Origin of the sequence: Neokomagataea tanensis, assembly GCF_006542335.1 — a bacterium.
GTDB lineage: Bacteria > Pseudomonadota > Alphaproteobacteria > Acetobacterales > Acetobacteraceae > Gluconobacter > Gluconobacter tanensis.
The window spans coordinates 239,054-262,907 of sequence record NZ_CP032485.1 but is presented as its reverse complement, the minus strand read 5'-3'; the positions used below and the strand labels follow the sequence as shown (position 1 = coordinate 262,907).

19 protein-coding genes and 1 other RNA gene are annotated in these 23,854 nt (G+C 53.3%); 9 read left to right on the top strand and 11 right to left on the bottom strand.

The genetic code is table 11. The features are described 5' to 3' along the window. Window positions 1-174: 174 nt before the first annotated feature. The 4 genes from ftsL to rnpB form a co-directional block, all read right to left on the bottom strand. On the bottom strand, window positions 175-939 hold the full coding sequence (ftsL, locus tag D5366_RS01260; RefSeq protein ID WP_141491956.1) for a cell division protein FtsL: 765 nt from the start codon (window positions 937-939) through the stop codon (window positions 175-177). Beyond that, the gene (gene rsmH, locus D5366_RS01255) at window positions 936-1,910 is read right to left on the bottom strand and encodes a 16S rRNA (cytosine(1402)-N(4))-methyltransferase RsmH (RefSeq protein ID WP_141491955.1); all 975 of its coding nucleotides are present in this window, start codon (window positions 1,908-1,910) and stop codon (window positions 936-938) included. Before rsmH ends, ftsL begins: the two co-directional genes overlap by 4 nt. Next, window positions 1,907-2,377, bottom strand: coding sequence for a division/cell wall cluster transcriptional repressor MraZ (mraZ, locus tag D5366_RS01250; protein WP_141491954.1), 471 nt, complete (start codon window positions 2,375-2,377; stop codon window positions 1,907-1,909). Before mraZ ends, rsmH begins: the two co-directional genes overlap by 4 nt. A 329-nt stretch (window positions 2,378-2,706) precedes the next feature. Continuing rightward, an RNA gene (gene rnpB / locus D5366_RS01245) (RNase P RNA component class A) lies at window positions 2,707-3,107 on the bottom strand. A 74-nt stretch (window positions 3,108-3,181) separates the two neighbouring features. On the opposite strand from rnpB, the gene D5366_RS01240 reads away from it, so the two are divergent. Then, complete coding sequence (locus D5366_RS01240) at window positions 3,182-4,153, top strand: alpha/beta hydrolase (RefSeq protein WP_141491953.1); 972 nt, start codon at window positions 3,182-3,184, stop codon at window positions 4,151-4,153. Between the two features lie 19 nt (window positions 4,154-4,172). On the opposite strand, the gene D5366_RS01235 is transcribed toward D5366_RS01240, so the two are convergent. Then, complete coding sequence (locus D5366_RS01235) at window positions 4,173-4,646, bottom strand: hypothetical protein (RefSeq protein WP_141491952.1); 474 nt, start codon at window positions 4,644-4,646, stop codon at window positions 4,173-4,175. Then, on the bottom strand, window positions 4,643-6,106 hold the full coding sequence (zwf, locus tag D5366_RS01230) for a glucose-6-phosphate dehydrogenase (protein ID WP_141491951.1): 1,464 nt from the start codon (window positions 6,104-6,106) through the stop codon (window positions 4,643-4,645). Before zwf ends, D5366_RS01235 begins: the two co-directional genes overlap by 4 nt. 278 nt (window positions 6,107-6,384) lie before the next feature. Here zwf and D5366_RS01225 point away from each other — a divergent pair, with 278 nt between their 5' ends. Then, window positions 6,385-6,651: a DUF2312 domain-containing protein gene (locus tag D5366_RS01225; protein WP_068169112.1), complete on the top strand. Its 267-nt coding sequence runs from the start codon at window positions 6,385-6,387 to the stop codon at window positions 6,649-6,651. A gap of 62 nt (window positions 6,652-6,713) precedes the next feature. Then, entirely contained in the window at window positions 6,714-7,160 is a 447-nt protein-coding gene (locus D5366_RS01220; protein WP_141491950.1) for a hypothetical protein, read from the top strand. Window positions 7,161-7,217: 57 nt separating this feature from the next. Here the strand turns inward: D5366_RS01220 and D5366_RS01215 are convergent, their stop codons facing one another. The 3 genes from D5366_RS01215 to greA form a co-directional block, all read right to left on the bottom strand. Beyond that, window positions 7,218-9,656: a TonB-dependent receptor gene (locus D5366_RS01215; RefSeq protein ID WP_141491949.1), complete on the bottom strand. Its 2,439-nt coding sequence runs from the start codon at window positions 9,654-9,656 to the stop codon at window positions 7,218-7,220. 164 nt (window positions 9,657-9,820) lie between these two features. Continuing rightward, complete coding sequence (locus D5366_RS01210) at window positions 9,821-11,047, bottom strand: threonine ammonia-lyase (protein WP_141491948.1); 1,227 nt, start codon at window positions 11,045-11,047, stop codon at window positions 9,821-9,823. Next, on the bottom strand, window positions 11,047-11,520 hold the full coding sequence (greA, locus tag D5366_RS01205) for a transcription elongation factor GreA (RefSeq protein WP_141491947.1): 474 nt from the start codon (window positions 11,518-11,520) through the stop codon (window positions 11,047-11,049). The genes D5366_RS01210 and greA overlap by 1 nt, the downstream gene beginning before the upstream one ends. A gap of 393 nt (window positions 11,521-11,913) precedes the next feature. On the opposite strand from greA, the gene D5366_RS12200 reads away from it, so the two are divergent. Further along, window positions 11,914-12,117 (top strand): TM2 domain-containing protein, encoded by a 204-nt coding sequence (locus D5366_RS12200; RefSeq protein ID WP_141493745.1) that lies wholly within the window; start codon window positions 11,914-11,916, stop codon window positions 12,115-12,117. 220 nt (window positions 12,118-12,337) lie between these two features. Here D5366_RS12200 and carB read toward each other — a convergent pair whose 3' ends face one another. Together carB and carA are read right to left on the bottom strand one after the other, a co-directional pair. Continuing rightward, window positions 12,338-15,592, bottom strand: a complete 3,255-nt coding sequence (gene carB, locus D5366_RS01195; RefSeq protein WP_141491946.1) for a carbamoyl-phosphate synthase large subunit — start codon at window positions 15,590-15,592, stop codon at window positions 12,338-12,340. A 3-nt stretch (window positions 15,593-15,595) separates the two neighbouring features. Further along, window positions 15,596-16,978, bottom strand: coding sequence for a glutamine-hydrolyzing carbamoyl-phosphate synthase small subunit (gene carA, locus D5366_RS01190; RefSeq protein ID WP_141491945.1), 1,383 nt, complete (start codon window positions 16,976-16,978; stop codon window positions 15,596-15,598). Window positions 16,979-17,196: 218 nt separating this feature from the next. On the opposite strand from carA, the gene D5366_RS01185 reads away from it, so the two are divergent. From D5366_RS01185 to D5366_RS01165, 5 genes are all read left to right on the top strand, one after another. After that, entirely contained in the window at window positions 17,197-17,649 is a 453-nt protein-coding gene (locus D5366_RS01185; protein ID WP_141491944.1) for a GatB/YqeY domain-containing protein, read from the top strand. Between the two features lie 119 nt (window positions 17,650-17,768). Continuing rightward, the gene (locus D5366_RS01180) at window positions 17,769-19,151 is read left to right on the top strand and encodes a methyl-accepting chemotaxis protein (RefSeq protein WP_141491943.1); all 1,383 of its coding nucleotides are present in this window, start codon (window positions 17,769-17,771) and stop codon (window positions 19,149-19,151) included. 133 nt (window positions 19,152-19,284) lie between these two features. Further along, the gene (gene dnaG, locus D5366_RS01175; RefSeq protein ID WP_141491942.1) at window positions 19,285-21,111 is read left to right on the top strand and encodes a DNA primase; all 1,827 of its coding nucleotides are present in this window, start codon (window positions 19,285-19,287) and stop codon (window positions 21,109-21,111) included. A gap of 108 nt (window positions 21,112-21,219) precedes the next feature. Next, window positions 21,220-23,166 (top strand): RNA polymerase sigma factor RpoD, encoded by a 1,947-nt coding sequence (rpoD, locus tag D5366_RS01170; RefSeq protein WP_141491941.1) that lies wholly within the window; start codon window positions 21,220-21,222, stop codon window positions 23,164-23,166. Beyond that, window positions 23,166-23,753, top strand: a complete 588-nt coding sequence (locus D5366_RS01165; protein WP_141493744.1) for a GNAT family N-acetyltransferase — start codon at window positions 23,166-23,168, stop codon at window positions 23,751-23,753. The genes rpoD and D5366_RS01165 overlap by 1 nt, the downstream gene beginning before the upstream one ends. Window positions 23,754-23,854 lie beyond the last annotated feature (101 nt).

Here is a 23,854-nt window from a genome sequence, read left to right as displayed (position 1 = left end):
CCTTTTTTCCTCTCGTCTCGTGAGGGCGACCGTTGTTTTTTTACCTGAGCCGCAGCATTGCGTTGCGGTGTTGGCTGCACATCGTCAGGCATCTTGCGGTGCTATCCCCGGCTGAGATGGGTGTCGCCCGAGAAGATGAGTAGGTAGTGCTTGCTCGGGCGGTATTTTAAAAGTTCAGTTAGCTAACGGAGCGGGCGGCGGCAATGCGTCGTTTGCGTTCTCTGTAAATTTATGTCGGATGTGCGGACGGGCATCTGCCAAGTGTGTCAGGCTTTGAGGGCGTGGTACGGCATTATTATGCCATGTCGTCGCAATGCTTGTTGCCTGACGTTGGCCATGGAAGCTCGCAAGCCGCACATGAGCCGGAGGAAGAATATTCGTTTCAGGGGTGCGTGCGGGTTCTGCACTCGCCAAGCTCGTGAGGTGCTCGTGTGTGTGGACTATGCGGTCCGCGTGTGAATGAGTAACGCTAGCAGACGGTGCTGGGGCGTTTGCTGCAACGCGGATAGCTGGCTCGGTGCGGTGAATTGAGGCTGGTGCAGGGACTGCCGTTGGGCGTGCCGCTACATGCGGGGCAGGAGCAGGCGCAGAGGGAACGGGAATGTTCGCTGCCAATGTTTCTTCAGCTTGATGAGCGGGAGCCTGCCCGCCTGGTGCGGGTAATTTTGCTTCTACTGCGCTCAAACGGACGAATTGCTCAGGTGTCATCGGATGTAAATCAGGCAGGAAGCGTGCGCTCAGTGCATTGAGGCGGTCCGGTTGATTCAACAACGCCCACTCGGTGCGCAGCATTGCTGTCTGCGACTGGATTTTCTGCGTATCACGCACGATCTGCGTAATACTTTGGTCGAGCACTGTTGTGTTATGTTTCTTCGTGTAGAGAAACAAACCAGATGCAGCGGCAAGAAAAGCGCAAGCGAAGGTGAATGGCCGGATCATGCAAGCGTTCCTGAGGTTTTCAGGTCAGAGGAAGGGGCGGTGCGGATGAGCGCGCGCAGACGGGCGCTGCGTGCGCGCGGGTTAAGACGGATTTCGTCTTCCGTTGCGGCGCGTGGGCGCGTATGTGCAAGACGGAAGGCGGAAGACGTCTGTTCGTGCGAGATCGGGGCATAGCGCGACGGGTTTGAGACCCGGCCCGCATGGATCGCCATGGCGCGCTTCGCAAGGCGGTCTTCCAGCGAATGGAAGGTAACCACAACGAAAACGCCATTCGGTGCGAGGAGCTGAGGCGCGACGTCCAGAGCGCGCTCTAACTCTCCCAACTCATCATTGACGGCAATGCGTAGGCCTTGAAAGCTGCGTGTCGCAGGGTCAATCCCGGAGCGATCCCGCGGGACGCAGCGGCGGATTGTCTCGGCCAGTTGCCCTGTGGTTTCGAACGGAGTGCTTTGCCGTACCTGCACAATGGTGCGTGCAATCCTGCGGGAGAGCCGTTCTTCGCCATAGCGGTAAAGAATATCGGCCAATTCAGCTTCAGGCAGAGTGTTGACTAAATCCGCTGCGGTTGGGCCCGTATCGCCCATACGCATGTCGAGCGGGCCGTCATGCCGGAATGAAAAACCACGTTCGCCTTGGTCGATTTGAAAAGAAGAAACCCCTAGATCCAGCACGATCCCGTCAAACGGTGCATAAGAGCCGGCCAGCTCATCCATGCGGCTGAAGGGACCATGGTGGAGGAAAAGGCGTCCTTCCGCTTCGGCAGCCATGGCGTTGCCGCGTTCGATGGCTGTTGGGTCACGGTCAATGCCGTGTACGGTGCAGTTCGCGGCATTTAGGATTGAGCGCGTGTATCCGCCACCGCCGAATGTTCCATCGAGGTAACGCCCACCGTCCTGAGGGTTCAGGCTGTCCAGCACCTCATTCAACATAACGGGGAGGTGGCCTTCATGGACCAGAGTAATGGGCTTCATTGAGCGCCTCCTGTCGGGGCGTTTTTCTTGCTTGTCAGACTGCGTGCCCGGCTGCGCGCTTGTTGGCGGCGCTCTGCGGCTGCGGCAGGGTTCCAGAGTTGGAAGACACGCCCAAGTCCCATGAAGGCGACTTCATCCGTCAGGTCAGCGTGCTGGCGTAGAACATCTGGTAGGATGATCCGGCCCTCTTTGTCGCTGTCGAGTGGATATGCGTCGGCATATAGGCTGGTGGCGAGGTCCTCGTGGTCTTCGGAAAACGGGTCGTATTCGCTTAATGGCTCTGCCAGTGATGCAAAGCCGGTAGCTGTCCATGCCTCAATGCAAGGGTTCAGGTGTGATGGCCGCAGGATCACGAGTGGTTCCTGTGGTTTGGCCTGATCCCTTAATGCGGAGCGGAATGGCGCAGGAATGGAGACGCGTCCTTTAGCATCGAAACGATTCAGGTGCGTACCGAGGAACATACTCATGATCAATGTGCCTCCCTACGCCACCTTCGGGCTTCATTTGGTTACAGAAGTACAGATTTGGTATAATTTGGGATATCATGGGATTTTATGGGACGTCAAACATAAAGCTCAGAAAAACCGCAGAAAACTGCGCCTTTTTTTTATGGCGGAACTATGGCCCGGTTTTTTACGTTCTTTTAGGATTTTCCAATTACCAAAAAGAATTTGCTTTTATTTCGTCAATATTTGTTCCTATTTTGTTCTCATAAATAGTCATGGACGAATACCCCAAGGGCATGGAATCCGCGTGCAAAACGAATGGCTGGATTCCGTGTTTGCGTAAGTTTGGAGGAGCCAGACGGCCTGTAAGCCGGGTTCTGTCCGCTCAAAGCGGGACGATCATTCCTCTGGGACCTACATTACTGCAGGCCTCGCGCAACCAACCCGAACAACAGGGTGAGACAGCCCCTGGCCACCGAGATGGCCGGTTGTTCCTATTCGGTTTTGCTCCCGGTAGGGTTTACCGTGTCCAAGACCGTTGCCGGCCTCGCGGTGCGCTCTTACCGCACCGTTTCGCCCTTACCCGCAAGTGACCCTTAAGGGACACTCCGGCGGGCGGTCTGTTTTCTGTGGCACTTTCCCTAGGGTCGCCCCCGCCGGCTGTTAGCCGGTACCGTTGTCCCATGGAGCCCGGACTTTCCTCCCGCGCAAAGATCCTCATCCCTGCGCCAGCGATCGTCCAGCCGTCTGGCTGGCGCAAACTGCGTCTAATGTGAGTGCGCGTCAAGTCGAGACTTTTACAAATGGATGGTGCATGGTGTTTTTATGAAACCGACCCTTGGTATTCGCCTTGCTCTTTTCTTCATAAACAGGAAGCCGCGTGGGCGCTCATCTGCGCCGCCGCAAGAGCGGCCGTTAGTTCCGGAGGTGCCGGGTCCGTTCCCGGATGAGGCGGCTTTAGAGCGTTTGAGGCGCGTAACGGATAGGCCGTGTTTCCCGGTCGGCCTCTCATCACTACGTTTGCGACGGTGGCAAGATATCTCTCTTCCCGTGGCTGGGCGTTCGTTGAAGGGGCGGGTATTTCGGCCAAAGGGTAACGTTAAGGGTATTGTTTTATTTCTTCACGGTGGCGGTTTTGTGCATTGCGGTGTTCGCTCCCACCATGGGATTTGCTGCCGTTTGGCGGCGCATTCTAAGGCTATGGTGGTTTCGCTCGACTATCGCCTTGCGCCGGAGCACCGCTTCCCTGCCGCGATAGATGACGCTCAAGCTGCATTGCAATGGATTGCAGAGACAATGCCCGGAGTACCGTTGGCGGTAGCGGGAGATAGTGCGGGAGGAACATTGGCCGCTGGGTTGGGGCAATGGGCGCGTGAGGCTTTGCCGCAAAGAATAAAAGGTCAGTTGTTGTTTTACCCGGCCCTCACAGGTGCGATTGCACCGGAGTCACGCTTTCGTTTTGCTCAGGGTTATATGCTCACGGAAGACGTTATGAACTGGTATTGTGGGCAGGTCTTGTCCCAGTATCGTGAGTTGTTTGATCCAAGGTTTTCTCCCGTGCTTGCGGAGAGCCTAACGGACTTACCGCCCGCAATGACCGTGACGGCCGGCTTTGATCCCCTGCGGGACGAGGGGGGGCTTTACACGCGTCTTTTACGGGACAATGGCGTCCGGGCAGAGCATTTGCACTATCCACGCATGATTCATGGCTTCTTGAACGGCTATTCATTTTTGAAAGACGGTCAGCGTGCGTTGCTTCACGGAGGACGGTTTTTGCGGAGTGTGTTGCGGGGGTAAGCAAGCCCCGCAACGACTTTTACGGCTGGATCGGGTGGAAATTACCCGGTGAGCCTGCATCCGTTTGGATGGTGTGGCCCGTACGATCAACTTTTAAAGAAAAGAGTTTATCGGCAGATGGCTTATCACCGGGGCAGTCATGCCCATGTCGACCGAGAACGTCCATATCCACAACGTTGTTCGAAACGTCACCGTTTAGCAGTGAAAAAACAAGGCAGTTACGTGGCAAATCAGTCAAGCCGTCATGTGTGACGACAAGGCGAAGATGCTCAACAAGTGCCGTGTTATCGAACCAGCTTAGCTCGTTAAAGCGGATTTTGTCGTAGGAGACATCAAGCCAGCCTGACTTGACGATCACAAACATCAACAGAAACGCCGGCACGATCACGAGCAAACGTCTTAAAAAATGCTGCTTGAGTGTGCGTGGTTTGCGCCGCCCCCGTCCAAGACGGGGTGCGGTGTTGTTCGTATTATTCGTAGTTTTACCGCTCACACCATATCCTCATGCCAGCGGTCCCCGTGTTCAGCTAGGAGCGCTTTAGCTGCGTCAGGACCGTATGAACCTGCTGCGTAGCTGTGCATAGGCGCTTTTTTATCGGCCCAAGCATTGAGGATGGATTCAGCCCAGACCCATGCTGCGTCCACTTCATCGCGGCGGATGAAGAGAATGGGGTTGCCACGGACGGCATCCAGCAGGAGGCGCTCGTATGAGTCGGGGAATGGGCCGCCCTCGACTTTAATTGGCGCATCAAGCTTCACGGTTTCGAGCTGGTATTCGTCAAGGATAGGGTTCTTGACGTTCAGGTTCAGCTCAACGCCTTCGTTAGGCTGTACGCGAATAACAAGCCGATTGCCCGGAACTGCACCAAAGAGCGACTGCGCGGTTTCGCGGAATTGAATGACAATTTCGCTGACCTTACGCTTGGAGCGCTTTGCTGTGCGGATGTAGAACGGTACATCCTTCCAGCGTGGGGTATCCACCCAAGTGCGGACGGCAGCGTATGTTTCCGTGTTGCTGTCTTGGCCAAGCTCTTCCAGATATCCTGGCACAGCATGGTCATCAACCGCACCCTTCGTATATTGGGCGCGTACCGTTTCGTTCGCGACTTGGTCTTCTTTGATTGGACGCAGAGCCTTGAGAACGGCCAGCTTCGCGTTACGGACGCAATCTGCTTCCAACGTTTCAGGTTGCTCCATGGCGACAAGACAGAGAACCTGTAAAAGGTGGTTCTGAATCATGTCACGCAATGCGCCTGACGTGTCGTAGTAGGAAGCGCGCCCTTCAACACCGACCACCTCTGCTGCGGTGATCTGTACGCTTTTAATGTGCTCAGCAGACCAGATTGCGTTGAGGAGGGGGTTGGCAAAACGCAAAGCCAGTACGTTCTGGACGGTTTCTTTGCCCAGATAATGGTCGATGCGATAGATTTGCTTTTCGGGAAGGAACTTGCCGACGCCTTCGTTGATGGCATCAGCCGTTTCAAGGCTCGTCCCGATTGGCTTTTCCAGCACGACGCGCGATTCTGGGGTCAGAATTTCTTTGGCATGCAGATTTGCGCAGATGGCTTCGTACAGCTGAGGGGCTGTTGCGAAGTAGAATACGCGGATGCGGCTTGCTGGAGAACTGCTGAGTTCGGCGGCGAGTTCGCCCCAGTTACTGTCGGCACTTGTGCCATCCAGCGTGACATAGCTGATCATTCCCAAGAATTGCTCAAGAAGATTTGGGAACAAAAACTTGGCTGGGATGAAGTGCTGTAGCGCATCGCGAGCGCGCGCAATGTAAGCGTCGCGGTCTAGCGTTGTGCGGGCGGTACCAATAATGCGGGCATCAGCGGGAACCTGACCAAGGCGAAGCTTGTTGTAGAGCGCAGGCAAAAGCTTGCGCATTGTCAGGTCGCCAGTGGCACCAAAGATGATGTAGTCGAATGGCTCGACCTGCTGAACGGATTCCATGTTGACTCTCCGACTTTGCGACCCGCCCGTTGTGCGGGTGAAAGGCATTAGGGTTCAGGTCTTCGCGGGCAAGTGGAGTAGTTCAGCCTCATAGGGCTTTCTGTCAAGATGTTCTGGCAGGTTGATCGCTGAGGTGTGATGAATGAATGCTGAAACTTGGCGGTAGCAGCGTTCACGAATTGTACGTACAAGACCGTTGACCATACGGCCTTGATCACGATAAGCGCGGCGTACATCGCGCCCATGTGGTGATGGCTTATAAAGTAAGGAGAACAGAGATGGATGCAGATAACCGCCACGAAGATGCGGCAACCGGTGGTATTGCGGCAGACCGCCTGCGTTCCATCATTGAGCGCGTCGAGCGCCTCGAAGAAGAACGTAAAGCGCTAGCTGGCGACATTAAGGATATTTTTTCTGAAGCCAAATCTGCTGGGTTTGACGTGAAAGTGATCCGCCAAATTATCAAACTGCGCAAGCAGGAGCCTGCCGAAGTAGAAGAGCAAGAAACGCTGCTGGACATTTATCGCCGCGCGTTAGGGATGTAATTAGACCTCACCATTGTTTGCGCAATCAATGCGCGGCAGTGGTGCCAATTGGGTAGACACGTATGTTTGATCTGACGTGGATGCCGGACTGGTTTATCGTTTTTGCAGGGCTCCTCATTGCGTTGATCGCAATAGCATTTCTACTCACGCCGTTTTTCGTGATGGGAATGCGCTTTCGAATCGCGCGGCTCGAAGATGAGGTGAGTGTGTTGAGAGAGGAGCTTTCGCGGGCTTCTTTAACACAGGTCCGCGTTACGAATGCCCGTGCCGACGAATGGCATACACACGCGGCTCCGCCAAAAACGGCAACCATGCCTTGGCGTGGGCAGGAGGCCCAACAACCGCCGACGGCTTCACAGCCTTCTGTAAGGTTGGATATTCGGCCAGATGGTGCTTATCGTGGTGGAACTGGACGGCGGCCCATGCTCGGCGCTTCAGTTCCGGAGGAGCATCCTTTGGAAGAGCGCTCTAGGTCAGAACCGCGCCTGCGTTGGCCGCCGCCGAAATAATCAGTCCGAATTTAGCAAAGAGCCAGAGTTTCGATCTGGCTCTTTTTTTATGTCCGCTTATTGGAAATGCTTGCGGATTGTGAAGAAGACCATGCGCGGCGCGCCTGCCTGCAGCGTTGGATAAGTGCCTGAAGGGTCGGACGGCAGGTAGCCCGTTGATCCAACCGTCGCCACGTAACGCTTGTCAAACAGGTTCGTAACGTTGATCTGCGCATCAAGCCCGCGCAGAACAATGTTCTGGCTGTGGAAGCGGTAACCAACGTTCAGGTTAAAGATCGCGTTCGGGTCGATCCACTGATCATTGGTGTATGTGTAGGTCCGGCGATCTTGGAACTGCATGAGCACGTTGCCCCATACAGAGCCATTGTCGTAGCTAAGCTGTACGTTGGCGAGGTTGCGCGGCATCGCTACTACGCTTTTGCCTGCAGTGCGGTAGGTTATTCCGCCGGTCGTAAGGTCGTTATTGTAGTAGGAATTGTTGAAGGCGTAGGACGCGTAGAAAGACCAATCTGTGGTGAAGTTATAGTTAAATGCGGCATCAATACCGCGAGCTGTCACGCTGCCGACGTTGCTGATGACGGATTGCAGGCCTTGCACACCGACGCCCTGAGAAATAGCAAGCAGACGGTTTTGGAACTGAACATAGTACCCAGTAAGAGAGGCTTGGATTTTGCTATCATGGTAGCGGTAGCCAAGTTCTTCTGTGTTGGAATGCTCAGGTTTAATGCTGCGAGCGGTCGCATCAAAAACATTTGCCTTCATGGCAAACGGGCTCAGCCCTGTTCCTGACGCATCAAATGCCGCCATATTACGTGCGAAGTCGGCAAAAATTTCATTGTTATGGTTGATGCGGTAGTTAACACCGACCTGTGGCAAGAAGCCGTCTGTTGCGCTGATCTTTCCTGTAGGGAAGGTCGACGTCGTAGGTGTGCCCATATAATTGCCGGGCAGTGCTATAGCTGAATTGTTAACGATAAGAGATTTAAAGCCGTAATTTGCTTTAAGTGCGTTGGTAATTTTCCACGTGTCTTGAAGGTGGATTTGGTAGGTTTTTGTATTGTAGCTGTTCTGCCATTGTGTTGCGAAAGCATTGTTTTTGTACCAATGCAGAGTGCCTGGTGGGTTGTTTTCAGGCAAAGCATAGAAGCGACGTGCTTGCTTAAAGTTATTATCCTGGAACCAGAACCCAGCTTCAATTAAGTGGTTTGAAAGCTGGTAGCTGGCACCCGTCAGGAAACCAATACGATGAATGCTGTATTCGGTTGTTCTAATAGAAATTGGCGTACCGCCCAACGACGCAGGGGTTGCCGTGTACGGGGTAGCCCAAACACCTTCACCGCTATTCGTGTGTCCGTAAACGGTAGCAAAGCCTTTGAAGCGGTCGTTTGTGTGAAAGTCTAAGCGGCCATAACCGAGAGCATCTTGGCGCAGACCAGCAGCATTCCAGTAAGCGAAATCTTGGCAATCGCCGTAATTGGTTGTGCCAATGCCCGCCGGGCACTGTGAGGTCGAGCTTGTAGCGACCTGCTTGGCCAGAGCGTAATTATTGGTGATGTTATCTACGTTATAGCCATATTTATTGACTGTAGCGACTGAAAGGTCCTGATAATCGTTTTCTTTACGCAGTGACCAATCACCAAACACGGTAAGTTTTAGGTATTCACCTAAAGGTTGTACCAACTTGGCGTTAGCCTGTTGTTGCTTTTGTTTGCCGTAGCCTTTCCACTTGTCGGCGTCTTGATAATCGTAAGATACGTAGAATTTGCCGCCTGTCGGTAGGATGCCGCTATTGATGCGGGCAAATGTACGCCAAGTGGTAGCGGAGCCAATTGTACCGGCTAGGTCCGCTCCGAATTTGTCCGTCGGATCAATTGAGGTGAACTGCATGGTGCCGCCAAGGTCGTTGGAGGCAGCGATGCCTACCGATCCCGCGCCCTGAGCCAATGAAGACGGGCCGTTATTTTCGATTTGCAATGAACGATTGGGGGAGAGGCCGTTGGTATTCCCGTAAGCCATGTTCCCAAGAGGGATGCCGTCCATTGTGTAGCCAAGGCGGCCCTGATCAAAGCCGCGAACCAAAATCTGCTGGGACCACTCATAGGAGCCCAGCGGATCAGAAGAACTGAACATCACGCCCGGGAGCTTAGAGAGGGTTTTCATGGGGTTTGTGCCGGGTGCGACTTCCTGAAGAGTGCGCCGTGAAATGGATTGTGTTTCACGAGCTGCGCCTGCACCGAGCACGACCATCGTTTCTGCCTGAGCGGGAGCAGATTTAACAACTCGTGCAGAGCGCACAGGCTGAGGGTTAGATGCTGCAAAGGCAGAAGGTGCTGCCGCCGTGTTGCGCGCCGTGGATGGCGTTGCAACAGATACAGGCTTAGAGGCCGTGTGATTGGCTGCTGCATGATGGCGGTGCTGATGGCCTGATACTGCTGCGTCAGCGTGTGTCGCGGCAAATGTGCAAAGGCAGGTCGTCAGCAGGAAAGTCTTCTTCATTAGGTATGCAATCCCTTGGCTACTGAGATACCGCCAAGGAGGCGGCGGTTTGGTCCGCCGCAACCTATGAAGATTAGTTCCTTTAATCTTGTGATAGTTTTATGAAACGGGGTTTAAAGTGCCTCTTGTTGCAATAAAACACAAATATATATGACAATTTTATGTCAGTCTCTACGAATAATATAGTGTTCAGAGAGTTCTCGTTCAATTTCTGTAGCATGATTTGTGTCTCGTGCTTCAATCATGACTACAAGTTCGGCTGTTTGTACCGAAGGGGCGGCGAAAAGTCTATGATGTGACACTTCAATGACATTGCCGCCATGGTCGCCAATACGTTGAGCAATATCTGCCAAAATACCCGGACGATCTGGAATTTGGAAAATAAGACGCAAGATACGGCCGTCTCGTAAGAGGGAGCGCAAAATCGTGTTGGCGAGGATCCGGGCGTTGATGTTCCCGCCTGAGAGGGGAATAGCAACTTTACGGCCACGGAAAAATTCTGGATTGGCAAGTACGGCTGCTAAGCCCGTTGCGCCAGCGCCCTCACACACCTGCTTCGCTTTTTCGGCGAGCGTTGTGACAGCGCTCTCAACTTCCAGTTCACTGACAACCATAACTCGCGAGATGAGGTGCCTAAAACTGTCTAGGCAGTGATTGCCTAGTTTTTGAACGGCGATGCCTTCTGCAATCGTGCTGCCACCTTTGACGGGCATGCCTTCCTGTGGGAACTGATTGAGTGAGGCATAGGCATCTACCTGCACGCCGATGATTTCGATGTCAGGCCGCAGGGCGGCCATAACTGTGGCCATGCCCCCTAAAAGGCCGCCGCCGCCAATTGGGACGACAAGGGTATCGATGTCGGGGCAGTCTTCCAACAGCTCCAAGGCAACTGTGCCTTGTCCAGCAATAACCGCAGGGTCGTTAAATGGATGGATGAGAACGCGGCCTTCTTCTTCCATCAATGTCTGTGCCGTCTGGCTGGCTTGCGTAAAGTCTTCTCCTGCCAACACAATTTTTGCGCCCCAACTCTGTGTAGCCGCAATTTTTGTCATTGGAGTGTATTTGGGCATGACAATGGTGGCATTGATCCCAAGCAGGCTTGCTTGGCGTGCCACGCCTTGTGCGTGGTTGCCTGCTGAGGCTGCAATAACCCCGCGCTTGCGCTCTTCTTCTGTTAGAAGTGCTATCTTGTTGGCGGCCCCGCGCTCTTTGAACGAGCCTATGGGCTGCAGGTTCTCAAGCTTGAGGGTAATCTCTGCCCCAGTAATTCGCTCAAGAGCAGGGCACTTAATTGTTGGTGTGCGTACAATGGTCTGCGCAATGCGGCGACGCGCATCCTCCACATCTTTTAGGGTGACGGGAGAGCGGAGCGTCGTCGCAGAGTGTGACATTATTTATAAGTGACCTTCAAGATTTCATAAGTGCGGTCCCCACCTGGGGCCGGGACGGATACGGTGTCACCAACGTCTTTGCCGATCAAGGCCTTAGCGAGTGGAGATGAGATAGAAATCAGCTGTTGTTTAATATCTGCTTCGTGTAGGCCCACGATTTGATAGTTGATTTCTTTGTCTGTCTCTTCGTCAACGAGTTCGACATGTGCGCCGAACTTGATGCGGGTGCCGGTAATCGTTGAAGGGTCAATGACCTCGGCAGAAGAAACGATGCTTTCCAGTTCCAGCACACGGCCTTCGATAAAGGACTGGCGGTCGCGAGCTGCGTGGTACTCAGCATTCTCCGACAAGTCGCCATGAGCGCGTGCCTCGGCGATGGCGCGGATGACGGCTGGACGATCTTCTGATTTGAGGCGGCGAAGTTCGTCCTCGAGACGCTGGAGTCCCGTGGCGGTCATTGGGGTCTTCTGCACTCTGATTGTCCTTGAGAAGCTTGCTGTCAGTTTATGGTTAGCCGATGAATGTAGCATTTTTGGTAGAGAAAATCAAGGTTTTGGATTTCTCAAGCTTTTGAACACCTAATTTTTGTCATTAACTGCCAGATTATTAGAGTACGTTGGCGAAACATATTTAAGCTAAAAATGCTAAGCACATGCACGCTAGGATTTTAGATTATAATGTCATCAAGGATGAGGGTTCTATTAATGGTAATGACGGGCTGCGGCGTCGTTTTTCATCAATGAATATTAAAGCTCAGGTGCGTTCTTTTGGATGGGGTATGGCGTTCATTTTATCCCTGTTGGGGGACGCACAGCGGAGTTTTTTTCTCCATAGTACAGATGCAGAGATAAGTATTTTTCCTAGGTATTTTCGGCCTGCATAAGTTATACCTCGGGTATAATAAAGCAGGTATCATCACGCTCTCATGTGCAATGCAGGGCGATTTATTATTGGGTATTCCCGTTGTAATAATATACGCGATTTCTTTTATTGAATTCGTTCTATACATGATAAAAAGTAAAGAAGGGTTTTATCAGGACTACGAGCTTAGCAAGCGCGTATGGCTCTAGCGGAACGCTTTTGTAAGCTTTGATGTTGGGCGGGACACTGGTTTTTAGGCTCGTTGGTGCAGGAGCCACAAAAGATGCCGCATTCGATATCTTATATGTCCCGTTGCGGGCGGCCCGGTGCTGCAAATTTAATTAAAGAGACGATGCTTGTTTGGTCCTGCGCAAGGTAATGTGGGAGCCCTTGATGGGCAGGCTGGGCCTGCCCATCAAGGGGCAACAATTAGTACTCGCCTTGGAAGTAAGACTGGAGCGGCGCAACGCCCATGTCATCATCGCGTAGAGCGTCGATAGCGTAAGTTGCTGCACGCGCACCGGCGATGGTTGTGTAATGAGGGATGCCCATGGTCAGTGCACCGCGGCGGATGTCGAAGCTATCGCGCGTTGCTTGGCCACCCTGTGAAGTGTTGATGACCATCTGGACATCGCCGGAGCGGATAGAGTCAACGCAGTTTGGGCGGCCTTGCATGACTTTATTGACATGCTTGACCGGAATATTGGCTTCTTCCAGACGCGCGGCAGTTCCTGCTGTAGCAAGGATGGTGAAGCCCATTTCGACCAGTTTGCGAGCAATCGGCTGGACATGGCGTTTGTCGCTGTCACGTACGGAGAGGAACACCGTGCCACTATTGGGCAACTTGACGCCTGCAGCCAACTGGGACTTGGCAAAGGCACGCTCAAAGCTGGAATCTAGCCCCATGACTTCGCCGGTGGAGCGCATTTCTGGGCCGAGCACCGTGTCTGCGTTTGCGAAACGGTGGAATGGGAAGACCGCTTCTTTGACAGCAACGTGAGGGGATACGGCGCCGCCATCTAGTTGGAACTCGGAAAGTTTAGCGCCTGCCATTACGCGTGCACCAATCTTCGCAACGGGGACGCCTGTAGCTTTAGCAACGAATGGCACTGTACGAGATGCACGTGGGTTCACTTCGAGGACGAATACTTCATCATCCTTAATAGCGTATTGCACGTTCATCAGGCCACGAATACCGAGCTCACGCGCCATGGCTTCGGTCTGCTCACGCAGTTCGGTCACAAGCGCGGGGGACAGCGTGTAAGGAGGCAGTGAGCAAGCTGAGTCACCTGAGTGAATACCGGCTTCTTCAATATGCTCCATTACGCCCGCAACATAGACATTTTCGCCATCAGCGATGCAGTCTACGTCGGCCTCAATGGCGTCGTTTAGGTAGTGGTCCAACAGAACGGGTCCTGTTGAAACTTCTGGCCCAGCAGCGGACAGAACTTCCGTCAGGTAGCGTTTCAGACCGGCATTGTCGTACACGATTTCCATCGCGCGGCCGCCCAATACGTAAGATGGGCGAGCAACGACGGGGTAACCGACTTCTTCGGCCACTTTTTGCGCTTCAGCAGGATTGTGCGCGATGCCATTCTTTGGCTGGCGCAGGCCAAGCTTGCGGAGCATAGCTTGGAAGCGTTCACGGTCTTCTGCACGGTCAATCGCATCGGCAGGCGTGCCGAGCAGAGGAATGCCTGCCTCTTCAAGGGCACGGGAGAGCTTCAGCGGGGTCTGGCCACCGTACTGAACGATACAGCCGAGAATGTTGCCACCCTTTTGTTCTGTACGGATCAGGGCAATGACGTCTTCGGCGGTCAGAGGCTCGAAGTATAGGCGGTCTGACGTGTCGTAATCTGTGGAAACCGTTTCAGGGTTACAGTTAACCATGATGGTTTCGAAGCCTGCTTCGCGTAGCGCATAAGCGGCGTGTACACAGCAGTAGTCAAACTCAATGCCTTGACCGATACGGTTTGGACCGCCGCCGAGAATAACGATTTTGTCGCGCGCCGTAGGGCGGCTTTCGCACTCTGGGGTGCCGTATCCGCCTTCGTAAGTGCTGTACAAATAAGGCGTGTCGGATGCGAATTCTGCCGCGCAAGTGTCAATGCGGCGGTAGACTGGCGTGACGTCGACACTTTGGCGAAGGGTAGCAACGTCGACGGCGCTTTTGCCGCTCAAAGCTGCCAAGCGTGCGTCTGAAAAGCCAAGAGCTTTCAAGCGGCGTAGATTATAAGCGTCTTGTGGCAGGCCATTTGCTTCAACTTCGCGCTCAGCGGCGATGATGTCTTCAAACTGGCGTAAGAACCATGGCTCAAGGCGTGATGCTTCGTAGACTTCCTCGACAGTAAGTCCTGCGCGCAGGGCTTGGGCGGCGAGCAGAATGCGCTCTGGACGCGGCTCTGTCAGGGCAGCGCGGAAGGCGTCGTGTGACCCATCGCCCGGGGCCTCAACGGGGTCCAGCCCTGTGAGGCCGGTTTCCATTGAACGCAGGCCCTTTTGAATTGCTTCAGCGAAGGAGCGCCCGACGGACATTGCTTCACCCACGGATTTCATGGATGTGGAAAGCAGTGCAGGTGAGCCGGGGAACTTCTCGAATGTGAAGCGGGGGATTTTCGCTACAACGTAGTCAATGGTCGGCTCGAAGCTGGCAGGCGTTGTGCCAGTGATATCGTTTTTCAACTCGTCGAGTGTGTAACCGACAGCAAGCTTTGCTGCGATTTTTGCAATCGGGAAGCCGGTTGCTTTCGATGCCAGTGCAGAAGAGCGGGAAACGCGCGGGTTCATCTCAATGACAACCATGCGGCCGTCTTTTGGATTCACGCCAAACTGAACGTTAGATCCGCCGGTTTCGACACCGATCTTGCGTAAGCATGCGATGGAAGCATCACGCATGCGCTGGTATTCTTTGTCCGTCAGCGTTAGCGCAGGAGCTACGGTGATGGAGTCGCCGGTATGGACGCCCATCGGGTCAATATTTTCGATTGAGCAGATGATGATGCAGTTATCCGCTACGTCGCGGACAACTTCCATCTCGAACTCTTTCCACCCGAGGACGGATTCTTCAATCAGGACTTCGGTGGTTGGAGAGGCATCAAGGCCACCTGCGACAATCTGGTCAAATTCTTCGCGGTTGTACGCGATACCACCGCCTGCGCCGCCCATGGTGAAGGACGGGCGAATAATGGCGGGTAGGCCGACGTCCTTGAGCGCTTCGCGTGCTTCTTCAAGTGTGTGTGCAATGGTGGAGCGTGGGCTTTCGATTCCGATTTCGTCCATTGCTTCGCGGAATTGCTGGCGGTCTTCCGCGCGGTCAATAACATCCGCTTTAGCGCCGATGAGTTCAACGCCATGCTTTACGAGAAAGCCTGAGCGATCCAGTGCCATTGCCGCGTTAAGTGCTGTCTGGCCACCCATGGTTGGTAGAACCGCGTCTGGCTTTTCCTTGAGGATGATGCGCTCGACGAATTCTGGCGTGATCGGCTCAATGTAGGTCGCGTCAGCCAAGCCCGGATCGGTCATGATCGTAGCGGGGTTGGAGTTGATTAGAATGACGCGGTAGCCTTCTTCGCGCAGGGCTTTGCATGCCTGCGCGCCGGAATAATCGAACTCACAGGCTTGGCCGATGACAATGGGGCCGGCGCCGATAATGAGGATGGATTTGATATCTGTCCGTTTAGGCATGGCTCAAGCCTCCTTGCTGGCGGCGTTCTGGGTGGCGCGGCGGTCCATGACCGCAACGAAGCGTTCAAAAAGGTAGAAGCTGTCTGATGGGCCGGGGCTAGCTTCTGGGTGGTATTGCACCGAGAAGGCGTCTTTCGTGGTGGATGCAATGCCCTCGTTAGAGCCGTCAAACAGGCTAGTATGCGTTACTTTGACGTCTGCTGGCAGTGATTTTTCATCGACTGCAAAGCCATGGTTTTGGCTCGTGATTTCGACTTTTCCTGTTGTCAGGTCTTTGACGGGCTGGTTGGCACCGCGGTGTCCGCGGTCAAGCTTATAGGTCTTTCCACCGAGAGCTTGTGCAAGCAACTGATGGCCTAAGCAAATGCCGAAAACAGGCACGTTAGCGTCAAGTACTTCGCGGATTGCGGGTACGGCATAAGTGCCGGTCGCGGCTGGGTCGCCGGGGCCATTGGAGAGGAAAACGCCTTCAGGGGCGAGTTCAAGAATTTCAGCACCTGTTGCTGTTGCGGGCAGGACGGTAACGTCACAACCGGCGGTGACGAGGCAACGCAGGATGTTGTCTTTGGCGCCATAGTCCATAGCGACCACACGACGGCGATTTTGTGTCCGTTCTGGGCGGTCGTTTTCCCAGACGCCTTGTGTCCAGTTCCGCTTGGGGCGAGTGACTTCTTTGGCGAGATCCATTCCTTCAAGGCCAGGCCAGCTCTTAGCGCTTTCAAGCAGGGCAGCTGTGTCGATGTGGCCATTTTCCGGAAAGGCTAGAATAGCGGTTTGTGGGCCTTTTTCGCGCAAAATACGCGTGACGGCGCGGGTATCGACGCCGCTGATGCCGGGGCGCTTCTGCGTCTTCAACCATGCGTCAAAAGTCGCGTGGGAGCGCCAATTTGCTGGAGCAGAAATGTCTTCTTTGACGACAGCGCCGAGGGCAGCCATTGCGGCGGCCTCATCGTCGTCAGCATTGGTGCCAACATTACCGATATGCGGGAATGTGAAGGTGACGATTTGCCCTGCGAAGGAAGGGTCCGTCAGCGTTTCCTGATATCCGGTCATACCGGTGGAGAAGCAAAGCTCACCGACTGAACCGTCTGAATAAGCGCCGAATCCACGACCCCAAAGGATGGTGCCATCCGCAAGGACAAGGGCGGCGTTTGCGCCGGGAGGGGCGGTGTTGGTCATGTCCATTTCCTTTGGCGTAGCGGTGGGGGGATTGATATCCGTGAGATCCTGAACGGTAATACCGGGGACGAGTAATAATGCTGGCCAATGCTTGGTCGGGACAGTGCGCGATTGGCGCCATTTGCGCACAGCTTCCAGTCCGACGCCTGTCAGAGAAGCGATTTTGTCTGCTCCGCCAGCTTTATCAATGATGGTGTCGATGTCCATGTTGCGGACGTCTCCGGTTTTCGTCTCTTTGTTGGCCCATATAGTGCGTTTCAGGGGAAATGGGAAGTTTTTTCCCATCGGAAGCTTTGCCTTAGATGGGTGGGAATTTTTTTCTCACAAGAGGTGTGTCGTTGTTGTCGTAAGTGATTTGTGCAAGTTCAATGGGCATGACGTTCCGTGAAGCTGCGGATACGTGTTCGAACCAAGGGAATGAAATAATGACTCTGCGCACGCAAATTATGGATGATCTTAAAGCCGCCATGAAGGCTGGGCAGTCAGAAAAAGTGGCTCAAATTCGCGGCATTACAGCGAAGCTAAAGGACCTCGATGTCAATGCCCGCGCGAAAGGGGCAGATGTTACCGAAGCCGATATTATCGCGACGCTGCGTTCAATGATTAAGTCCCGCGTGGAGGCGGCTGCTCTTTACCGTAAGGGAGACCGTCCAGAATTGGCGGAGAAGGAAGAGGGTGAGATTGCGACAATCCAAACCTATTTGCCTCCCGCTCTTGATGACGCGGCGCTGGATGCAGCAATTGAAGAAGCTGTTGCCGAGACGGGGGCTGAGAGCATGAAAGACATGGGCAAAGTGATGGGCGTATTGAAGGCTCGTTTCGGTGCGGAGCTAGACCCAGCTACGGCGAGTGGCAAAGTGAAGGCGCGCCTTGCGTAAAATATTACAATTAATGAACTGAAGTTTAATTTTTCCTTTTTATTAACAAATTCTGATCTACGCTCCCAAGTTGCAATAAACGACAAGTCTAGGTTGTTTAGCTTGGGAGTCATTTACAAATGTTTAAATGGTTTAAGAGAGATGCCCTCATTCGGCAGCGAATGTGGGTTTTTATTATCTTTGCAATTTTGGTTCTCGGACTAGGGCCTTTTTTACAGGGCAGCTTAGGCTTTGAGTATCAAGGTGCAAAATATTACTTTTTATTAATTCAGTCTGTGTTGTTGCTGTGTGGTGGCTATTATGCTGCTGAATATATAGCTGGACCTGTTGAGAAGATTACTGGGCTATTTTCTAGTAAAAATAACGATGTCAATGAAGCGGCCCTGCTTGATTTAACGGGAAGAAAAGATTGCGTTGGGCGTTTGTCGATTGTTTTGCTTTCAGCACTTAAAGTCCAAAAAGAGAGAATATCGATTCAGCAAAACATGGTAAAAAAAACAGAAGAAATGCTGAATAATGAGATTATATTAAAAAAAGAGAATGAAGCTGAAAGGAATTTACAAAATAATACCATAAAAGAAATTTGCTATGGTGTCTCAATGGTCGAGGGTGGAAATTTAGATTTTAAATTTACATTACCATTCAAGAACGATTTTGAGATTTTTAGAGAAAAATTCAATAAAATGCTTTTTGCTATTTCGTCCGTTCTTCTGAATGTTCGGCAGGGGGCATTTGTTATTGCAGAAAGCGCTGTGCAGATCGCGGCGGCGGCGGATGATCTGGCTGTAAGAACTGCCAAGCAAGCTGGAAGTCTGGCGAAAGCGTCTGTGGCGATCGGTGAAATGGCAGAGATGGTGCGGACTACCGCTGTGGCGACGGAGGAGGCGCAAAAAGCCGCCAAAGAGGCTAATCAAAGTGTCGTTGATGTGTCCCAGACAATGCGTAAAGCTAATGAAGCAATGGGGGCATTGCGTGCGTCCTCCCGCCAGATTGAATCCATTATAGGCTTTATTGAAGAAATGGCGTTTCAGACCAATTTGCTGGCGTTGAACGCTGGGATTGAGGCTGCGCGAGCGGGGGAGGCGGGGCGTGGTTTTAATGTTGTGGCCGTTGAGATACGTGCGCTTGCACAGAGATCGACCCAGTCTGTCAGAGAAATTCAAAAGATTATTGCGGATTCAGTGCGCCAAATGGGAGAGGGTATTGAGCTAGTAGGAGTGGCTGACCACTCAATGCGGGTCATTGATCAGTATGTTGATGGCATAGCGGTCGTGTTGGGTAATATTGTTCAGTCCACAGCCATCGAGGCGGAAAGGATAGGGAGTATAAATATCTCTATCCACGATATGGACCAGAACACGCAGCACAATAAATCCATGGTGGATGAAGTGACTAAGGCGTGCCGGAATTTGAGGAATGAAGCGTCCTCCCTTAACGGAGAAGTATCTCGTTTTAAGTTAAGTGACTCTGCAATACAGGCAGAGATGACGGTGCCAGCGTGATGATGCTTGGCTGAAAAGAGGGGTATGAAATGCGGCTGCGAAAGCTGTTTGAAAACAGCACTCTTGAAAAGGCAGGGGGGTTTCAAACATAAGAGGGGTAGATAGGCGGTAGAAAGGGACAGGCAGATATATTATGGCGTTTGATACAGCCTTTTTGGATGAGTTGCGTAACAGGACGCCGCTCGCTTCCCTGATTGGGCGACGCCATAAGATGGTACGTTCTGGGCGGAACTGGAAAATCTGCTGTCCTTTCCATGGTGAGAAAACACCATCTTTCTATGTTTATGATGACCACTTTCATTGCTTTGGATGTGGGGCCCACGGCGATGCAATCACTTTCGTAATGCAAAGTGAAGGCCGCAGTTTTCCCGAAGCGGTTGAACAATTAGCTGCTGAAGCTGGTTTGGAAGTGCCCAAGCAAGACTTTCAGCAACAGCAGCGTGCCCAAGAAGCTAAATCTTTATCGGATATTCTGGACCTGGTGCAGGCCTCGTATCGGAGGAGGTTGTATCAGCCGGAAGGCCGTCATGGTTTGGAATATCTGCGCAAGCGCGGCCTCTCTAATGCGACAATTGAGCGTTTTGGTTTGGGGTGGTCTGGCGATGGGCGGAGCCTTGTGGAGGAGTTACGGCCACACGGTGTAACGGCCGAGTTGCTCGTGAAGGCAGGTGTCATGCGGAGCGATGAACAAGGGCGTCCTAACGGCGAACTCTTCTTCAATCGCGTCATGTTCCCCATCAAAGATCGTCGCGGTAGGTTGATCTCATTTGGCGGTCGGACACTTGGAGATGGGCAGCCAAAATACCTCAATGGCCCCGAAACAGCACTCTTCTCCAAGAGGAGGACGCTTTACAACATCGATTACGCCCGAGAAGCGGCGCATCGTGGCGAAGAACTTATTGTTGTTGAAGGCTACATGGATGTCATCGCCTTGGATCAGGCAGGCTTCCGTGGTGGTGTAGCACCTTTAGGTACCGCACTTGGTGATGAGCAGTTGATGCTGCTGTGGCGTATGGCTGCTGCACCGATCATATGTCTTGATGGTGATGCTGCGGGTGCACGCGCGGCATTGCGGTCTTGCGAAGTTGCTCTCCCGCTGTTGACGCCTGAGCGTCGTTTGCGCTTTTGCCGCTTGGACGCAAAGGATGATCCGGATAGCTTGATTCAAAGAGGCGGACCCGGTGCCATGCAGCAAGCGCTCGACGGTGCAACGCCTCTGGTCGAAGAGCTGTTTAATTTGCTGGTAGGGGGTGTCAACGCGCCCGGCCCCGACGAACGCGCCGCACTACGTGAGCGCTTGGTGTCTTTGTCCCAGCTGATTCCAGATCGTACCTTGGCGAGTGAGTATCGAACCTCGCTTTTGGACATGTTTTTTGCCCAGTTCCGCCGTCGTGGTGGGAAGGGGGCTAGTACTGGAGGGGACAAGACCCCACATAAGGGTACGCAGCATGTAGCGTCAGGTGGAGATGAACGCCTACGCCTCCTGACGGCAATGCTTTTGAAGTATCCAGAGATTTTGCCAGAAGTGGAGCAAGCTTATGGTGGATTGGAATTACCGCAAGGGCTGGATGTTCTTCGCGCCTGTCTGTTTGACTGGATATCTCATGATGACGGTCACCTCACGCAGGAGCGGTGCTTCAAGTGGCTTGAACAGCACGGCTTGAAAGAGGCTGCGACCGAGACGCTCGCTGCGAGTGGTTTGCTGGTGAGGCGGAAACGCGCCGGTACCGGTGATGAAGATGCGCTACGAGAAGAAATAATAGAGAAGTGGTGGCATTTTTACGGCTTTTTGAACTTTAAGGGGTTTGAAAAGGCCGTCGCTCGTGACATTGAAGCGGCGATTCGTTCAGCATATGCTGAAAATAGTGGTGGTGATGGAACTTTTCCGCCGAAGCTACTGGCGCGAATGCGGATTCTGGATGCGTTGCGCCGTGGGGAGGTTCCGGAAGCACATGAATAGCGAGTGATTTAGCTTTTCTTTTGTAAGTTAATCTTGACTTTAGGCGCGTGATCGACCACCTGCACGCTGCCGAATTGCTTGCAGGCGGTGGGTTTGACGGAGAGACGCATGGCGACGAAAACAGCCTCGAATACGGAACGGAACGCACAGGAGCAGGAAGGCGATGCTACGCTTCTGGATACGCAATCCGCGGCCGTTAAGCGGCTGATCGCCAAAGGGCGTGAACGCGGGCATATCACTTTTGACGAGCTGAACGCGGTTCTGCCGCAGGACCAGATGTCTTCAGAACAGATTGAAGACGTCATGGCTGCGCTGTCGGAAATGGGCATCCAAGTGCTCGACGCGGAAGAGCAGGAAGAGAACGATACTTCGCGCGTTGATGCTGCTGAGACAGAAGAGGAATCTGACGAGCCACAAGGTGGTAACGTCGACGCCGAAGCGGCGAGCCGTACAGATGACCCTGTGCGTATGTACCTACGCGAAATGGGTACGGTTGAACTGCTCTCGCGCGAAGGCGAAATCGCCATCGCTAAGCGCATCGAGGCTGGTCGGGATGAGATGATCGGTGGGCTGTGCGAAAGCCCGCTGACTATCCGCGCAATTATTTCGTGGCATGACCGTTTGAAAGACGGTGAAATGTTGCTGCGTGACATCGTGGACCTTGAAGCCAGCCAAGCAGGTGGCCCGGGCCCCGAGGGTGAAGAAGGTGAGGAAGGCGAAGAGCCTGCCGAAGATGAAGCGCCAGAAGACGAAAACGAAGACGGCGAGCCTCAAGAGGGCAGCGGTCTCTCTTTGTCCGCTTTGGAAGAAAAGCTTCGCCCAGAAATTCTCGCACGTTTTGAGGCTATCGAGCCGCTCTACAAGAAGCTGCGTGAAGTCCAAGTGCGCCGTCTGGAAGCATTGGAAGGTGGCGCCGAGCATTCTTCAGACGCAGAGCAAAGCTACGAAGCTCTGCGGGGTGAATTGGTAAGCATTGTTGAGCAGGTTCACCTGCATAATAATCGTATCGAAGAGCTGGTAGCCCAAATTAAAATCCACGTGCAGCGCTTGAACAGCATTGAAGGGCGCATGTTGCGTCTGGCTGAAAGCTGCAAAATTTCGCGCGATGATTTCTTGCTGAAGTATCGTAACCGCGAGATGGATCCGACGTGGATCGAGTTTATCAGCAAGCTGCCTGGCAAAGGCTGGAAAACTCTGACCACAAAGCACGTGGAATCGCTTGAACATCTGCGAAACGAACTGGCGACACTTTCGCACGAAACGGGTTTGCCTGTTGGTGAGTTCCGCCGTGTTTACACGACTATTTCCCGCGGCGAACGTGACTCAACGCGCGCTAAGAAAGAAATGATTGAGGCTAACCTGCGCCTCGTTATTTCTATTGCCAAAAAGTACACGAACCGTGGGTTGCAGTTCCTGGATCTTATTCAGGAAGGTAATATCGGCCTGATGAAGGCCGTGGATAAGTTCGAATACCGTCGCGGTTATAAGTTCTCTACTTATGCAACGTGGTGGATCCGTCAGGCTATTACGCGTTCGATTGCGGATCAGGCAAAGACGATCCGTATTCCGGTGCATATGATCGAGACGATCAACAAGCTGGTGCGTACATCACGCCAGATGTTGCATGAAATCGGCCGCGAACCTGCTCCAGAAGAACTGGCTGAAAAGCTGGGTATGCCTCTGGAGAAGGTGCGTAAGGTCCTCAAGATTGCAAAAGAGCCTATCTCGCTCGAAACGCCTATTGGTGACGAGGAAGATAGCCATCTTGGCGATTTCATCGAGGATAAAACAGCCGTTATCCCTCTAGACGCTGCTATTCAGACCAACCTGCGCGAAGCAACAACGCGCGTTCTGGCATCCTTGACGCCGCGTGAAGAGCGCGTGCTGCGTATGCGGTTCGGTATTGGTATGAACACCGACCATACGCTGGAAGAAGTCGGGCAGCAATTTAACGTAACGCGAGAGCGTATTCGTCAGATTGAGGCAAAGGCGCTTCGTAAGTTGAAGCACCCAAGCCGTAGCCGTAAGCTGCGCTCCTTCCTTGACGACAATTGATGCTGGCTGACTGGCTACGTCCGTCCGGGCCATCGTCCCGTCTGGATGTGGATGTAACATTTCTTGAAATGGTGCGTGGTGGCACGGATATGCCACCTCTGCCGGAGGGGCTAGCTTTAACGAGGCTAGCCCCTTCTGCTGTGGGGCTCTACAGGCGTTTGTACCGAGATGTCGGGTCCGACTATTGTTGGTGGATGCGCCGCATGATGCCGGAGGATGTTCTGGCGTCATTGTTGCGTGAACCTGAGCGCGTCATCATGGTGCTGCACAGCAAGCAGGGTACGCCGCTAGGTTTTTACGAACTGAACCGCGTTTCTCCGATGGTTGTGGAGCTTGCGTATTTTGGCCTGCTTCCGCAGGCAATAGGACGCGGCTTTGGGCGTTTGCTGTTGGAATGTGCCATAGGGCATGCCTTTAGTCTCGGTGTATCAAAGCTTGAGGTGAATACCTGCACATTGGATCACCCGCGGGCTCTGCCGAACTACCAAAAGGCCGGTTTCCGCATCACGCGGGTAGTGCGAGAACAGTGGGACGTACCGCAAGAGCTCATTCCTGAAAGAATTGAGCGGAGAAGTGCGGACGGCTAGTCGATTCGTTCTTGTTTTTCTCCTTGGAATGTGGTTTGTGCCGATCTTCCCTGCTGGGCGATGTGGCGTCGCGCCAGCTATACCCGTGCTTACATCATTAT

What these genes read in the sequence shown, in the direction of transcription:
- ftsL (WP_141491956.1), bottom strand. Translation starts at nt 939, where the DNA reads ATGATCCGGCCATTCACCTTCGCTTGCGCTTTTCTTGCCGCTGCATCT.
- rsmH (WP_141491955.1), bottom strand. Translation starts at nt 1,910, where the DNA reads ATGAAGCCCATTACTCTGGTCCATGAAGGCCACCTCCCCGTTATGTTG.
- mraZ (WP_141491954.1), bottom strand. Translation starts at nt 2,377, where the DNA reads ATGAGTATGTTCCTCGGTACGCACCTGAATCGTTTCGATGCTAAAGGA.
- D5366_RS01240 (WP_141491953.1), top strand. Translation starts at nt 3,182, where the DNA reads ATGAAACCGACCCTTGGTATTCGCCTTGCTCTTTTCTTCATAAACAGG.
- zwf (WP_141491951.1), bottom strand. Translation starts at nt 6,106, where the DNA reads ATGGAATCCGTTCAGCAGGTCGAGCCATTCGACTACATCATCTTTGGT.
- D5366_RS01225 (WP_068169112.1), top strand. Translation starts at nt 6,385, where the DNA reads ATGGATGCAGATAACCGCCACGAAGATGCGGCAACCGGTGGTATTGCG.
- D5366_RS01220 (WP_141491950.1), top strand. Translation starts at nt 6,714, where the DNA reads ATGTTTGATCTGACGTGGATGCCGGACTGGTTTATCGTTTTTGCAGGG.
- D5366_RS01215 (WP_141491949.1), bottom strand. Translation starts at nt 9,656, where the DNA reads ATGAAGAAGACTTTCCTGCTGACGACCTGCCTTTGCACATTTGCCGCG.
- D5366_RS01210 (WP_141491948.1), bottom strand. Translation starts at nt 11,047, where the DNA reads ATGTCACACTCTGCGACGACGCTCCGCTCTCCCGTCACCCTAAAAGAT.
- carB (WP_141491946.1), bottom strand. Translation starts at nt 15,592, where the DNA reads ATGCCTAAACGGACAGATATCAAATCCATCCTCATTATCGGCGCCGGC.
- carA (WP_141491945.1), bottom strand. Translation starts at nt 16,978, where the DNA reads ATGGACATCGACACCATCATTGATAAAGCTGGCGGAGCAGACAAAATC.
- D5366_RS01185 (WP_141491944.1), top strand. Translation starts at nt 17,197, where the DNA reads ATGACTCTGCGCACGCAAATTATGGATGATCTTAAAGCCGCCATGAAG.
- D5366_RS01180 (WP_141491943.1), top strand. Translation starts at nt 17,769, where the DNA reads ATGTTTAAATGGTTTAAGAGAGATGCCCTCATTCGGCAGCGAATGTGG.
- dnaG (WP_141491942.1), top strand. Translation starts at nt 19,285, where the DNA reads ATGGCGTTTGATACAGCCTTTTTGGATGAGTTGCGTAACAGGACGCCG.
- rpoD (WP_141491941.1), top strand. Translation starts at nt 21,220, where the DNA reads ATGGCGACGAAAACAGCCTCGAATACGGAACGGAACGCACAGGAGCAG.
- D5366_RS01165 (WP_141493744.1), top strand. Translation starts at nt 23,166, where the DNA reads ATGCTGGCTGACTGGCTACGTCCGTCCGGGCCATCGTCCCGTCTGGAT.